A 14,070-nucleotide genomic window follows, 5' to 3' on the forward strand; every position below is an offset into this window, starting at 1 on the left:
TTCTTTATTTCTTTATTTTCAAGTTGATAATTGTCCTTTTTGCCTGCTTTAATAAGAAAAAACAGATACCGGCTGAATAAGATAGCTCAAGTTCCGGAAGTGAATTTACGCTGTCTGAACCGGTATCTTCATTCTTACACCTTTCTTCAATTAACATTGTTAACGTCTTTTGCAGGTTGTCAGGTTCTTGTGCGCAAATAACAAGTCTTTTGCATTTAAAGAACTTCTTATTCACATCCAAAGAACAAGCTTTAACTCTATGTTAAAACAAAGCTTTTGAGAACAAAAATCTTACTTCTTAAAGATGTTGATTTTCAGATGGTTTAGTCTAAGATTAGCTTCTTCACCTCACGGATGGACTCTTCGGGCGAAAGCCGGGATACTTGCTTTTTTGTCAACTATAAACGAGGGCTTACACTTCCGAAAACTGAATTAGATTCCATGAGTAAAAGAAAACTTACTTTAGTGAAAATGGTCTGAATCTTATTCGGGCCCGCATGTCTGTGCCCAATAGCCCGAGTATGTGGGCCAATGAGCCCCGGTATGCGGGGCGGAGTAGAGATCGTATGAAAAATGGTAATTATCTTGTTCATAAAGGTTTGTGATATGGGGGGGAATCAAGTTGTTTTCTTCTTTATTTGCGCAGGGAATAAGGGCTTTAGGAAATTGTGTGAAGAGCAATGAACCAATAGTATATTTGCATGTGCCCCAGTTGGATAATACCAGACTGTTATTGATAAGATTTATAGATGAAACTGGCGGTAGAAAAATAATATTTTATTTGTTACCAACTCTTTTTTTGATTTTCTTTGCAGAAGAAAATGATGAACAATGAAATTTATCTATAGTATCTTATTGGCTTTACTTTGGGTAGGGATTACAATTACTTTGGGATCCTATCTTTATCGTATGGGCCTGCCTGTTGTAAATGCAAGTGCACAAAAACTCTTGTTGCGGACAATTGATGAAGATCTGGAATATAGATTCCGAAAATTGAATCCCAATCATGCGTACGCTACCGGAAAGAAACAAACAAAGCATAAGAAAGTAACCCTTACAGATAAAAGTGGGACTTGTAATGTATGTCAATTTGCCATTGATACTGTTTATGCGGATACATCTTTTATACAGAAAGCCAAGCAATCTTTCCTGATAGAACGAAACCCTATTCATGTAGATTCTCTGAATCAGAAATGGCAGTTGAAGCTTCGTATGGATGGCATCCGTGCTAAGACCGGAATAAAACTAATAAATTCTCTAAAGGATGGAGAGCGGATATCAGTGTCGAGTGGGTTAAATGAACCTGATTGTTTTTTATTAGCCTATAGTACAGGAGTCGGTTATTGCATAAAAATGGATGCTTTTATAAGACCTTTTTGGGTGGACGTTATTTTAAAAGCGCATTGGAATAATATTCGTACTTGGAGTTATGTCCTTTTCTCGCTGATCTTTTGTTTGTTTTATATTCCGAGTGTTCGTCTCTTTCTTGTTCGAATTTTATCCGGGTCCAGAATAGAAGATAATCATGTTGAATCGTCGCAACCACTTGCTCAACAAAAAGGTGAATTTGTTTGGGAGGTCGATGGACTTACATTTGATTATCTGCAGAGGAGTATCACTTATCATGATCAGACTTGTATACTCCGAAAACAAGTTGCTGAGGTATTGTTGGCATTTCTTAAAGCACCCGGCCATTTGTTGTTGAATGAAGATCTGAAAAAACTATTCTGGAAAGAATTGGATAATGTCGATTCTTTTATGGAACGCAGGAACCGACTGATAACTGATTTACGTACCGATTTAAGGAAAATAGGGGCTAATCTTAGCGTTACCTTGGTAAATGGAGGCTATCAACTCCACTTTAGTTTAGAAAATAGTAAGAAATCAGTGAAAAATCAGTGAGAAATCAGTCTTTCTCACTGGCGGTGGGCGGGATAAGCCATACCTTTGCAATAAAAACATAGAGTATGAAAAACGCAAAAATTACTATTGGACTTATCGGGCTATTGCTAATAGGTCTTGTTTCTGTGAGAAAAGAAGGAAAGGTGCAAGAAGCCGGTTTACTATTACAAAATGTGGAGGCTTTGGCTACAGGAGAGTCGTTCCCGGATGGAGAAATAGCCTGTTTCGGTGACGGATCTGTGGACTGTCCGTTCACATATCTGAAAGTTGAAGTAGTATACCGTGAAGAATAATGGGCCGTCCCATTAAACTTATCGGCTATTTATGCTTTCTGATGGCACTTTGCTCATGTAAAGAGACCAAAGAGCAGCAAATATCCCGTTTGATTCACAAATGGGAGGGTAGAACGATTGTCTATCCCGCTGATATAACATTCAGTGTTTTGGGAAAGGACAGTGCCGACTATTCGTTTCCTCAAAATGAATATACCATAATGACTTGCATATTTCAAAGGGAGAAAAGGAAGCTTCAATACACATACACAGACTTGCAACCTTTGTTAATGAAGCTCCTTATACCCCATCATTATCAACCAATACGAAAGGAGATGATGTGTGCAAAAGTAGCAAATTTTATCAAAACAGGAAAAGGTTTTTGATTCCACCTTAATAAGGAATGAGTGTCATTGACCGTCCTCCTTTGAAGGAACTGGCAAAGTATTAACTAATAAATTTTAGAACAAAATGAGAATTAAAATTTTCGGCTTTATCGCATTTGTCGCAATAGCCGTAGCGGCAGGTTTTAATTACCAACAAAACAAACAAGAAGCAGAGCTTCCAGATTTGACAATAGCTAACATTGAGGCGTTGGCAAGTGGAGAATCTGTTGATAGAGAAGATTGTGAGACTGCTTCTGACTTATGTTCAATGATAGTAATATACCCTGACGGTGATTACGGAGAAGATATTTTGTTAGGCCATACCAAAAAACCAGGTTGGATATAATGGTAAATTCTCTTAAAAATTGATTGTTGAGTCCACTCTGAAGAGTCATTTTGTCTATGATTAATACTTTTCAGATATATCTGTAAAGGGGAAAGTAGAAAAGTGTACTTTTTAAAGGGGACTCATTATTTAATTCCATCATTAATCGTATGGAAAGTATTTTAGTTATAATTGTTTTGGCACAAATGTCTATAATTTTTCCACACGTCGTTTAATAGTATGTAAACCTATGCAGAAACAGTTTTTTTTTATAGTAATTTTTTCATGCTTATTGTCGAGCTGTAATTTGAGGGATAATACGAATATCTCAACATTCGATAAGGTAATAGAAGTAAAATGTGAACAATCAGATACAGAATTATTGATTAATATGGGATGGATTGGTTGTGTTGATACTTTTTTAGTAATGACCCATATCGCCCAAAAGGACTTTTGCAATGTATATTCGATACCTTCAGGAATGAAAAAAATATATGCTTATGGATCTTTAGGAAATGGTCCGGGCGAATTTCTTCAACCGATGATTACATACGCTCATGAAAACACATTTGGTTTGAATGATATCAATACGCAAACTTTGGCTGTAATGTCTTTGAATGATAGTAAAGATGGTGTGGTTGTTAAAGAGTTATCAAGAAATAGAGTACCTTATAAGCGTAAGAAAGGTGAACTAAATCCGGCGGATTATAACTTTGTGAAGTTGGATGACAAACATTTTGTTTCGCTATTATGCGGAAAAGACGGAAGTTTCTTTTCGCTGTTAGATAGTAATTTACAACCATTACAAAGATTTGGAAATTCTCCTATTGAGGGAGAATTGTCTATGCAGTCGTCACGAATGAATTTAAAGGGGTGTTTATCTGCTTATGAGGGCAATATGGTATTTACTCCTAACAAATTACCATACCTTGCAAAATACCATTTGGAAAACGATGTCATGATAAAAGATTGGAGCTTCTATTTTGATAAATCTTTTTATGAATGTAAAAACAGCGACCTTCTGTTTAGTAAAGAAAGAAGTTTTGGACAAGTATTAGATTTAGCAATGGATGACAAGTATATTTATGTATTATATTTAGACCAGCTATTAAGTGATTATGATTTTAAAGACCCACATAAATCAATGGCAAACAAAATATTAATTTTCGACTATAAAGGATTGCCTATTGCAAAATTATTATTAGATAAAAGAATATACCGGATAGCTTTATGCACGAAGTTGCATAAAATAATAGGATTGGGTAATATGCCTGAACCTACTTTAGTATCGTTCGATAACATTCCATAATTTCAGAAGAGAGTGGGGCATTTCGCTACGACTAAGTCCCTATATTCGAATTTATCATTTGGTCCTGTTAAGCATCATTTGTATCATTGTTAGGTATATCATGGTTTGTGAAGTTTCTGGAAGTACTTCGTTGTCTTTACTGAGCCTTCTAAAACTTTCGAACCATGAAAAAGTTCTGTCCACAATCCATCTTTTGGATGGTACTGTGAACTTTTTGGCGGCATCAGGCCTGAGTATGTTTGCAGTGTGAATAACTACCACCGGAATTATGCCAAGCGTATCAATGTGATGAGAAGTTCTTATAGTTCTGAAATCTATGGGGCTGATAGCTTTGCCAAAAGCTTTTCGGACCGATTCTCGGAGATGGTGCATCAACTCCTCAAAGACTCTTTCCAACTTCCATTTACGGAAATAGAAGTAAATGGTTTGCCAAGGGCCAAATTCCTTGAGAAGCATTTGCCACTGACAGGCGGTCTTAGTAAGGTACAGCATAGCATTTGTCATTTTACGTAAAGGATGTTTCCGTTTCCTTTCTTTGGTTTCTACTATATTTTTTATAACTTACCACTGTTTATCAGTTAGGTTGGTTGGATAATTACTCATAACTTATGTTTTGGTAGCTATAAAGTTAAGAAGTGATATTTAATTAACCTGCTGATAAATAATATGTTATATTGGTCTTTTATAATTCAAAACGGCTTCTAAATATCTTAAAAACAATAATTGTGACTAGAAATATTTGTCATATTTTTTTCTTTATCTGCTGTCGCGATAGTCGTTTGTTATCTGTTTTTTTATTCAGATGCAGTTCGGGTGTTAATGACGGAAGTGGTGAGTAAAAGTCTTGCTGCTTCTAAAGAAATTTATTTTCGATCGGCTAAAATTGATTCGGTATATAGAAAGCATGAGGGGTATAAATACTTTCGGTTTGTGAAGAAGCTTGATGATGTGGAATTATCAAGTAACCCTGTTGAAGGCTCAGACTCGCTACTGGTTATAGTTGATGACAGATATAAATTACCTGATTGTGAACATTTGGTTAGTCTTTCTGCCGATACATTTCCATTTATTCTCATAGATAGTGAAGAGGATGCCTCTTTGGTTGTTTAAGGAAAATGGGGGCTAATCTTAGCGTTACCTTGGTAAATGGAGGCTATCAACTCCACTTTAGTTCAGAAAATAGTAAGAAATCAGTGAGAAATCAGTCTTTCTCACTGGCGGTGGGCGGGATAAGCCATACCTTTGCAATAAAAACATAGAGTATGAAAAACGCAAAAATTACTATTGGACTTATCGGGCTATTGCTAATAGGTCTTGTTTCTGTGAGAAAAGAAGGAAAGGTGCAAGAAGCCGGTTTACTATTACAAAATGTGGAGGCTTTGGCTACAGGAGAGTCGTTCCCGGATGGAGAAATAGCCTGTTTCGGTGACGGATCTGTGGACTGTCCGTTCACATATCTGAAAGTTGAGGTAGTATACCGTGAAGAATAATGGGACGGCCTATTAAACTTATCGGCTATTTATGCTTTCTGATGGCACTTTGCTCATGTAAAGAGACCAAAGAACAGCAAATATCCCGTTTGATTCACGAATGGGAGGGTAGAACGATTGTCTATCCCGCTGGTATGACATTCAGTGTTTTAGGAAAGGACAGTGCCGGTTATTCGTTTCCTCAAAATGAATATACTATAATGACTTACGTGGATTCGGTGGGCTGTACCAGTTGTAAATTGCAACTTCCTACATGGAAACGTCTAATTTCTATGGTCGACACTGTAGCCGCTGGGAAAGTTTCTTTTCTCTTTGTTTTCCATCCGAAAAACAAAAAAGAAATCTCTTTTCTATTGAAGAGAGATCGATTCCTTTATCCGGTTTTTATCGATGAAAAGGGTGATTTTGACGCTTTGAATCATTTCCCTTCGGATGTGAACTTTCAAACTTTCCTTTTGGACAGTCAGAACAAGGTGCTTGCGATTGGTAATCCTGTCCATAATAAAAAGGTGTGTGACCTTTATTTGCAAATTATTGCCGGACAGCAAACCGGAGTCGCTACCTCTTCCCAAACAAAAGTGGTTTTGGATAAAAAACTCGATGAAATGGGCGATTTTGATTGGAAAATTCCCCAGACCGCTACTTTTAGTTTGCGGAATCTTGGCGATCATCTTCTGATTATCGAGGACATAAATGCTTCGTGTGGCTGTACATCCGTCACTTACAGTAAGGAGCCTGTACCTTCAGGGAAGTCTGCCGATATTCAGGTTACTTACCGTGCAGAACATCCCGAACATTTTGAGAAGACCATTACTGTATATTGTAATACTCCCACCTCTCCAATACGTTTGAAGATTCGGGGTAATGCGATCGATGAAGAATACTAATAGTTAACCTTAAAAATAGAATGTTAGCCTATGGAAAAAGTTTGATTTAGAAGGCAATTGGATTGCTTTTCCGTGGAAATGATAAGCGGAATAAATAAAATGATAATCAAATAAAATAAGAAATAAAATGAGAACGAAAGTTAAAGTAATGATTGCGTTCATAGCAGTGATAGCAGTGTCTTTTATTGGATATAATGTGTATAAAGCACAGAGTACAAAATTATTATCCGATATAGCAATGGCCAATGTAGAAGCATTAGCTACTCCAGAAGGGGACGATTGGGTTAAAGAGAACTTAGATACAACATGTGCTTATTGTATTAATATGGTTGGTGGACATGGTGTCTTTTTCTACTGTCAGTATGGTACTGGTAGTTGTTATAACACAATTTGTACTTCCGGATATTGTTGGTGATTATTCGATAATTGGAGATAAAATCAAAAAGATAAAAACCTCCTATTGCAGATTTTTGTAATAGGAGGATATTGGATATGGAGTTTCTGATTAATGAATTATTAATAAATTGGCTAAATAATGAGATCTTTTATCTTTATTTTTTTTGTATTACTATTTTTTAGTTCTTGTGTGGAACAAAAGAAGGTTGACCCTTATGCGAATGAGTCTACTAGAATAATAAATGTTCCGGAAGATTATACGGTGAGTGTATGTTCTGAGAATTTATTTTCAAGCGTGAAGCTGCTTCCATTGGAGACAAAGGAAGAATGCTTGATAGGGAGAATGGATCGTTTGGTGATTTGTGATTCTCTATTCATTATAAATGATACACGTCAACGTATATTAGTTTTTGATAGAGAGGGAGCGTTTTTACGCCAAATAGGAAAGAGAGGAGGAGGCCCGGGAGAATATCTGGAGGTAAGAGATTTTTTTATAAATAACAAGAATGAATTAGAGGTATTAGACTTTAAAAAGATACTTCGATATTCATTAACAGGGGAATTTATAGGAGATATGAGATTTGATTATCTTTCTGATAAGAATTTATATTGTAATCCGTCGTATTTTATAGCTTCTCCTATTGCTGGGTATTATATTTGGGGAGGGACTACGGGGGTTCGGAAGGTAGAGGATGAAAGTTGCCTGATGTATAAGACCGATGGGGCAATGAAGATTGAAAAAGGGTATTTTCCAATAGAACATGGGGCAGGCGCTAATTATTATAAGTTCTCAAAGTATGATAATCATATTTTGATTGATCCTACTTTTGGTGATTATAATATTTATCAGATTGATTCTTTGGATAATCTGTCTACACGTTATTTCTTTGATTTTGGAAATAAATCGTGTAAACAGACAATAAATTTTCCTGATAAAATGTCTGTTGATGCTAAAGAAAGTTTGGATGAATCTGTTGTTGCTTTATATAATTTTCAAGAGACAAAAAAATGGCTGCATTTAGATTTTGTGTATAAAGAGAATGTTTATTCTTTATTTTATTCTAAAGCGAATGATGAAGTGTCGATTATAGATATAAAGAACTGTCAGTTGGAAAATAAAAGTTCCTTTGGTTTTTGGGGTGCTATCGGGGTTGAAGGAGAAGTTTTGTTAAATGCGATTGAGGCCTCTTGGATCAAAGCAGAACTTGATCGTCTGGGTCCTGCTATGGTAGAGAAACTGAATTTAAAAAAATGGGATAGTATCCATGAATCTGATAATCCGGTACTAGTGTTTTATGAACTCAAATAGTTTAAATCTTATTACTTTTTTATATTAGTACAATTGCTTATCTTTAGATTGTAATCTAATTATCTGTTTATGAAGACGGTGTTATTTTTAATTATAAGCTTTTGTCTATTCTCTTGTATAAGCAAAGGAGGGATGGCGGGAGGCAAAGCTATCTGTTTGGATTCTATCGTTATACAAAAGGAACTTCGATTTTCAAGTCTTTTTGAAAAACCGGAAATTATTATTTTGGATGATGATACCATTGTTGGCAACATTGACAAATTGTTGGCAAAGGACTCTTTGCTTCTTATTTTAGATAAAGAATTGAATGCTCTCCACGTATTTGATCGAAGCGGAAAATTTAAGTATAATATCGGAAGTCAGGGGAGTGGTCCGGGAGAGTATACGTTGCTGTGTGATTTTACGCTTGATAAGGAAGGGAATGTCTATGCCTTAGATTTTACCAGGCAAATTGTGTATTGTTATTCTTTATCCGGTCAGTTTTTCGGCTCTTTATCGTTGAATTGTGATGAAGGGCAAAGCCATTATATACACTATAATCAAGGTGATTTATACACAGATATACATTCAAAATCGGGTGAAGACGCCATGATGAGGAAAGTTGATTTGAAGAGTGGGCAAACAGAAAGAAAATATTTTTCTGTAAATGTTAATAATGAAGGATGGAGGCAGATTCAAGGGCATTCTCCTTTCTGTTTACCTTTGGAAAAGGAATTATGCTTTTCTCCTTTGTATTCAAAGGATATATTATGTTTACAGGGTGACCGGGAAGATATCTGGCTGAAATTTGTAACGGATGCTTGGATGGATAAAAAGACACTTGATAAAATAGATGTGAATAAAGGAGAAACTCTTCGGTATTTAGTAGAATCCGGTAAGGTACATAGCTTGATATTTTTGGCTCATGTGAAAAATGATTATCTTTTTAAGTATCAGAAAGGTTATCAAACTTATTATGGTTTATTGAGTGCGTCTCGGGACTCTTGTTCTATATTCAATGGGTGTGTTGATGATTGGGTGTACAGGACGAAGGGGGACGATGTACATATCATTCCTAATTTGATAACTTATGACGAGAAGGGAGTGTATGGCTGTCTTGATATGTACACTATATCTTTGTTTTTGTCGTTAGTGCGATCGGGACAAGTGAATGAGAGTTTGGATAGGATTTTAGAACTGAAGAATTTGATAGAGAATTCTAATCCATTGATATTTTATTATCCTGTAAAAAAATAAATATCTTAGAAATAATAATTATGAAAAGAAAAAAGGACATTTTGATTGGAGATTAAATCTTTAAATACTATCTTGGCGCTTGTTATAGGATTTATCTTTTTGCAATGGTAAGATAATGATTTCTAGCTAAATAAACAAAAAAAAACTATCCGGCTTTTGCAACAGCCTTTTATGGAAAATATTTAACAGTATTGAACCATGATCAAACGACCGTATTTAAGCTTCACCCTACTCCTCTTGTTATCTATGTGTATCTTGGGGGGATGCGAAAAAGAGAAATCCCATACAGTCCTGGAATTGTTTTCTGAATCCCAATCTCTGTCTCCAAAGAAGGACTTTTATGTTAATGAAGATTCTATAGCAATAATAGAGGGATTAAGTTGTGACGGAAAGAATCTCATAGTTAATGACTATCACTCGGGATGTTGCTATACGCTGTTTGACAAAAAATCAGGTGAATATATCGCTGGTTTTGGGACTATCGGACAGGGGCCGGCTGAACTGCCTTCACCCTGTTATGGCTACTTAACGGAAAGCGGTTTCACTGTTTTTGATGACCAAACACGCATTGTGATGAAATACAGTCTTGACTCTTTACGCAACAGTCGCAAGAAGGATGGTTCACCGGTACGTCTGGCGCAATATAAAATTCCGGAGGCACAGATTTCAAAACTTATAGCGATAGATGATACGACTTTTTTGTGTGCCGGGACATATAAATCCCGTTACCAATATCTGTTATTTAACAAAAATGACAGTGTGCTGGATTACGGTGTGGATGTGTATAATGCTGCGGATAGCGCTTTTCAAACATATACCAGATATCTTTCTAATCAAGGAAATTTAGTAATGAACCCTGAGAAACATACATTTGCCGGTTCAATTAACTTCTCGTCCAACATAGACTTTTTTGAAATAGTAAACAATAAAATTGAGTTGATAAAATCGTTGAGGTTGGGAGATCCAATCAATAAACCCGTTAATGAAGAAGGTATTTATTATGTCGATCTAACAGAAAATACTCAGACGGGTTATATAGATCTTAGCGCTACCTCTAAGTATGTTTATGCTTTGTATTCTGATAAAAAAATGTATGAAAATAACCGAAAATCAGATACCGTATTGGTTTTTGACTGGGATGGTAATCCGATTAAAAAATATTCGTTAGATACTGATGCTTATTATATTGCAGTGGATAGTACCCAACAGAGTTTGTTTGCTGCTGTGAAAAATAGTTCAAGTGGATGGAAAATAATATGTTATGCGCTAGATTAATGATTCACACCATATATGGATTTAGTCTTCCTGCCGATATATTTCCATTTGTTTTCACAGATAGTGAAAAAAGTACTTCTTTTGTCGTTTTATGTGTGGTGAAAGATTCGTTATATCGCTATCGGTTAAAAAAAGAATAGGAGGAAAAAGAGAATTGTTTGTTTGGTTATGGCGGTATTTACTGGTTATAATTTTTATATTATGAAAAATTTCAGTTTAATTGTGGTGGGAATATTGTTTATATATTGTGTTTCATCTTGTCGGAAACAGGTTGATAAGGGATTTGAAATGACCGTTGATCTGTCTATTTCTAATCCATATCTGCCGATGTCTGTATTGGTGGACACCATTGAGTCTGTCAGGCTGCAGTTACCTTCTCCTTATTTTTGGGGTATGGTCGATAATGTAATTTCAAAAGATTCTTGTTATTACATTTCGGATAGAAAGCAAGAAATGGCATTCCGATTTAGCAAGAATGGTACTTTTTTGAATGCGATTGGCCAGCGGGGTGAGGGACCGGGAGAGTATAGAGAGATGGATTCTTTTTTCGTGGGAAAGGATTGTGTTTATGTCTGTGATATGGGTAAACGAACGATTTATTCTTACAGTTTTGATGGAAAATTTCTTCATTCGTTGAGCTTCCCTTATTCTCTTGTTTTCAATGATGTTGTTGAGTTGCCGGATGGCCGTTTTCTCTGCCATCGTCCTTCTCAGTCTGAAAACTGTAAAGGGCTTTGGATTCTGGATCAGAAAGGGAGAAGAGTGAAGAACTTATTAGAATATGAAAAAGGGACTCCTTGCAAGAACTCCTATTGGAATACGCTGTGTGCTCAAGAGGATGGAACTATAAAAATCTATAATCCGGTAGATGGAAGCTATTATCAATATGATGCTGTGAATGATACGGTGGTAAGAACCATGAGGCAGAAGTCCAATTTGCCTATGTTGGCGGATTTGCACTGCTCGGACCGGGAATTGTACGAAACGAAAGAGGAGTGCACATACAGTCTTTTTACAGTGGATGGAAAGAATCTTGTTTTCTCTCTTTGGTCTTTTAATTCAGCAAATAAGGGAATGTGGTCTGTCTATTTTAAGAAGGATGGGCGGATAGAGCAAGGAAATTTGACTAAGATGGATATTCCGGGATATTCGGAAATGGGACGTCCGGTTTCATCTAATATCCCTAATACATTTGTGACAGTTTATACAGATGAATTCCCGGATGATGCATTTCCGTCCGCTTATCAGCAACAGGAGATAAATGAGCAAACTGCGATACTTAGCCTTTTGAGGTTAAAATGACTACTGGGTTTGTTATGGGGAAGAATAAAACCGTTTTAACTATGAAATATGTATTGTTTATCCTGTTAGCCTTAATCTTAGCAGCTTGTCGATCGGAGAAAGATAGGCGGTTGGAATATGCTTTGGAATTTGCCGGCGATAATCGCGTGGAGCTTGAAAAGGTATTAGAACATTATAGAACTGATCCGGAAAAATTGGAGGCAGCTCGTTTTTTAATTCGTAATATGTCGGGATGGTATTCTTATGAAGGAAATGAACTTGATTCTATTCACCATTTATTAGTTGGGGTTTGTGAAGGACGTTCTATATCTAAAAGGGAGAAGAATAAATGGAACAGAATTTCCTTTGACTCTCTCTCCAAGATATATGACGCCCAAGTGATAACAGCGGAATATTTGATAGATAATATAGACCTGGCTTTTGAAGTTTGGAGGAAATATCCTTGGAATAGAAATTTGCCGTTCGATGATTTTTGCGAACTGATATTACCTTACAGAATAGCCGATGAACCTTTATCGGATTGGCGTAAATTGTATTATGAAGATTATGGAACTCTACTCGATTCTCTTTATAAGGGGAGTGATGTTATTGAAGCTTCTAAGATCATTGACGGGAAACTGAGAAAGCTGTATTACATCTACAATACTGATTTTCGGGTACCTCACTTGAATGCTGTTTTTCTTTATCATAACCGGATTGGTTATTGTCGTGAAGCATGCGACCTGACAATATATGCTATGCGTGCTTGTGGAATTCCTGTTGCGACCGACTATTTTGTTTATTCACCCGATTATCAACATTATCATTGTTGGACGATGTTGCGTGACACAACGGGAACTTTTCTTCAATTCGGATTTAATGAGTTTGAAGCGTCACGTGATACCTTACGGCATGACGGAAGGAAAAAGGGGAAGGTGTATCGCTATTGTTTCGGTATGCAGGCGGATAAAAACTCCGGAACTTCGGGAAACAGGCAATTATCTCCTGTGCTTAAGAATCGATTTGTGAAAGATGTGACATCTGAATATTTTGGAAGTAATGATACGACAATACCGATACAAATGTCTGGAGAGCAATATATCTACTTAGGGATATTTAGTCCCGGCGGATGGATTCCTATAGATATGGCACTTGGTAATGCTGGTAAGGTTACTTTCCGGGATATAGAACCCGATGTGATTTATCAGACTCTTTATCAGGGAGATGGAGGAAAACTGTATCCGGCAGGATATCCGTTTATATCTAAAACGGGGGGTGGGTTTGTTTTGTTGAAACCCAATATCGATTTGATGGAGGAAGCTATATTAAAGCGGAAAATGCCTCAGCAAAAGACGATTGCGGAATGGGCTTATCGAGCTATCATAGGGGCAAAAGTTGAAGCAGCTGATGATTTGTCATTTATGCAGGCGGATCTGTTATGGCAATTTGAGGATACGCTTACCACTAATTATTGTGTGTTGACTCCGCTTCTAAGAAAGAAGTATAGATATGTTCGTTATGTTGCTCCGATAGGGAAAAGAATGGAGTTGGCGGAACTGGCACTGTTTAAGGATTCATTATGTAAGGAGAAGGTTCGGTTGGGGAGGATAAACAGTATAGAACCGATTGCAAAATTAGAGTATGTTACAGATGGTAATATACTGACTTATTTTCAGGCACGTGATACATCTTGTTATCTGGCCTATGATTTGGGGGAAAGTACGCTGATCGAAAGAATTGTTTTTTCTCCGCGTAACGATGATAATTACATTTGGCCCGGGGATAATTATGAGTTATTCTATCAGGACGGAATAAATGGATGGAAGTCGTTAGGCAGCAAGGTGGCTACAGAAAGAGAAATTGATTTTCTGGTGCCACAAAATGCTCTGCTATGGTTGAGGAATCGCACAAAGGGACGCGAAGAGCAGGTCTTTATTTATAAAAATGGAAGACAATATTTTGCATTTGATTTATAACAACTTACCGGATTAAGACAATTGTT

At 36.5% G+C, this 14,070-nt stretch carries 15 protein-coding genes; 13 read left to right on the plus strand and 2 right to left on the minus strand.

Annotated features, from left to right (window positions below; all coding sequences use genetic code 11):
• Positions 1-4 precede the first annotated feature (4 nt).
• A complete protein-coding gene (locus BSHG_RS23415) occupies positions 5-235 on the minus strand; it encodes a hypothetical protein (RefSeq protein ID WP_011202010.1) in 231 nt (76 codons plus the stop codon).
• Between the two features lie 596 nt (positions 236-831).
• On the opposite strand from BSHG_RS23415, the gene BSHG_RS15305 reads away from it, so the two are divergent.
• The 4 genes from BSHG_RS15305 (at position 832) to BSHG_RS15285 (ending at position 4,194) form a co-directional block, all read left to right on the plus strand.
• Positions 832-1,902 (plus strand): hypothetical protein, encoded by a 1,071-nt coding sequence (locus BSHG_RS15305; protein ID WP_008658257.1) that lies wholly within the window; start codon positions 832-834, stop codon positions 1,900-1,902.
• A gap of 65 nt (positions 1,903-1,967) precedes the next feature.
• Positions 1,968-2,195, plus strand: coding sequence for an NVEALA domain-containing protein (locus BSHG_RS15300; protein WP_005779008.1), 228 nt, complete (start codon positions 1,968-1,970; stop codon positions 2,193-2,195).
• 450 nt (positions 2,196-2,645) lie between these two features.
• Positions 2,646-2,906 carry an NVEALA domain-containing protein gene (locus BSHG_RS15290; protein WP_005801619.1) on the plus strand — a complete coding sequence of 87 codons (261 nt, stop codon included), beginning with the start codon at positions 2,646-2,648 and terminating at the stop codon, positions 2,904-2,906.
• 229 nt (positions 2,907-3,135) lie between these two features.
• Positions 3,136-4,194, plus strand: a complete 1,059-nt coding sequence (locus BSHG_RS15285; RefSeq protein WP_005801618.1) for a BF3164 family lipoprotein — start codon at positions 3,136-3,138, stop codon at positions 4,192-4,194.
• A 54-nt stretch (positions 4,195-4,248) separates the two neighbouring features.
• Here BSHG_RS15285 and BSHG_RS0220145 read toward each other — a convergent pair whose 3' ends face one another.
• Positions 4,249-4,698: a transposase gene (locus BSHG_RS0220145; RefSeq protein ID WP_014298202.1), complete on the minus strand. Its 450-nt coding sequence runs from the start codon at positions 4,696-4,698 to the stop codon at positions 4,249-4,251.
• 231 nt (positions 4,699-4,929) lie between these two features.
• Here BSHG_RS0220145 and BSHG_RS23755 point away from each other — a divergent pair, with 231 nt between their 5' ends.
• The 9 genes from BSHG_RS23755 (at position 4,930) to BSHG_RS15245 (ending at position 14,044) form a co-directional block, all read left to right on the plus strand.
• Positions 4,930-5,304 carry a hypothetical protein gene (locus BSHG_RS23755; protein ID WP_050443366.1) on the plus strand — a complete coding sequence of 125 codons (375 nt, stop codon included), beginning with the start codon at positions 4,930-4,932 and terminating at the stop codon, positions 5,302-5,304.
• Between the two features lie 152 nt (positions 5,305-5,456).
• Entirely contained in the window at positions 5,457-5,684 is a 228-nt protein-coding gene (locus tag BSHG_RS15280; RefSeq protein WP_005779008.1) for an NVEALA domain-containing protein, read from the plus strand.
• Positions 5,684-6,571, plus strand: a complete 888-nt coding sequence (locus BSHG_RS15275) for a DUF1573 domain-containing protein (protein ID WP_008658267.1) — start codon at positions 5,684-5,686, stop codon at positions 6,569-6,571. The genes BSHG_RS15280 and BSHG_RS15275 overlap by 1 nt, the downstream gene beginning before the upstream one ends.
• A 127-nt stretch (positions 6,572-6,698) precedes the next feature.
• A complete protein-coding gene (locus BSHG_RS15270; RefSeq protein ID WP_008658268.1) occupies positions 6,699-6,986 on the plus strand; it encodes an NVEALA domain-containing protein in 288 nt (95 codons plus the stop codon).
• Between the two features lie 120 nt (positions 6,987-7,106).
• Positions 7,107-8,276: a 6-bladed beta-propeller gene (locus BSHG_RS15265; protein WP_008658269.1), complete on the plus strand. Its 1,170-nt coding sequence runs from the start codon at positions 7,107-7,109 to the stop codon at positions 8,274-8,276.
• Between the two features lie 132 nt (positions 8,277-8,408).
• Complete coding sequence (locus tag BSHG_RS15260) at positions 8,409-9,512, plus strand: 6-bladed beta-propeller (protein ID WP_008658270.1); 1,104 nt, start codon at positions 8,409-8,411, stop codon at positions 9,510-9,512.
• 198 nt (positions 9,513-9,710) lie between these two features.
• Positions 9,711-10,787 carry a BF3164 family lipoprotein gene (locus BSHG_RS15255; protein ID WP_008658271.1) on the plus strand — a complete coding sequence of 359 codons (1,077 nt, stop codon included), beginning with the start codon at positions 9,711-9,713 and terminating at the stop codon, positions 10,785-10,787.
• A gap of 201 nt (positions 10,788-10,988) precedes the next feature.
• On the plus strand, positions 10,989-12,089 hold the full coding sequence (locus tag BSHG_RS15250; protein ID WP_008769298.1) for a BF3164 family lipoprotein: 1,101 nt from the start codon (positions 10,989-10,991) through the stop codon (positions 12,087-12,089).
• A 41-nt stretch (positions 12,090-12,130) separates the two neighbouring features.
• Positions 12,131-14,044, plus strand: a complete 1,914-nt coding sequence (locus BSHG_RS15245) for a hypothetical protein (protein WP_008658276.1) — start codon at positions 12,131-12,133, stop codon at positions 14,042-14,044.
• Positions 14,045-14,070: the final 26 nt, after the last annotated feature.

The organism is Bacteroides sp. 3_2_5 (assembly GCF_000159855.2).
Lineage (GTDB): Bacteria > Bacteroidota > Bacteroidia > Bacteroidales > Bacteroidaceae > Bacteroides > Bacteroides fragilis.

Coding starts and splice junctions, on each gene's coding strand:
- BSHG_RS15265 (WP_008658269.1), top strand. CDS start 7,107: ATGAGATCTTTTATCTTTATTTTTTTTGTATTACTATTTTTTAGTTCT.
- BSHG_RS15280 (WP_005779008.1), top strand. CDS start 5,457: ATGAAAAACGCAAAAATTACTATTGGACTTATCGGGCTATTGCTAATA.
- BSHG_RS15250 (WP_008769298.1), top strand. CDS start 10,989: ATGAAAAATTTCAGTTTAATTGTGGTGGGAATATTGTTTATATATTGT.
- BSHG_RS15245 (WP_008658276.1), top strand. CDS start 12,131: ATGAAATATGTATTGTTTATCCTGTTAGCCTTAATCTTAGCAGCTTGT.
- BSHG_RS15290 (WP_005801619.1), top strand. CDS start 2,646: ATGAGAATTAAAATTTTCGGCTTTATCGCATTTGTCGCAATAGCCGTA.
- BSHG_RS15285 (WP_005801618.1), top strand. CDS start 3,136: ATGCAGAAACAGTTTTTTTTTATAGTAATTTTTTCATGCTTATTGTCG.
- BSHG_RS15260 (WP_008658270.1), top strand. CDS start 8,409: ATGGCGGGAGGCAAAGCTATCTGTTTGGATTCTATCGTTATACAAAAG.
- BSHG_RS15275 (WP_008658267.1), top strand. CDS start 5,684: ATGGGACGGCCTATTAAACTTATCGGCTATTTATGCTTTCTGATGGCA.
- BSHG_RS15255 (WP_008658271.1), top strand. CDS start 9,711: ATGATCAAACGACCGTATTTAAGCTTCACCCTACTCCTCTTGTTATCT.
- BSHG_RS15270 (WP_008658268.1), top strand. CDS start 6,699: ATGAGAACGAAAGTTAAAGTAATGATTGCGTTCATAGCAGTGATAGCA.
- BSHG_RS15300 (WP_005779008.1), top strand. CDS start 1,968: ATGAAAAACGCAAAAATTACTATTGGACTTATCGGGCTATTGCTAATA.
- BSHG_RS15305 (WP_008658257.1), top strand. CDS start 832: ATGAAATTTATCTATAGTATCTTATTGGCTTTACTTTGGGTAGGGATT.
- BSHG_RS0220145 (WP_014298202.1), bottom strand. CDS start 4,698: ATGACAAATGCTATGCTGTACCTTACTAAGACCGCCTGTCAGTGGCAA.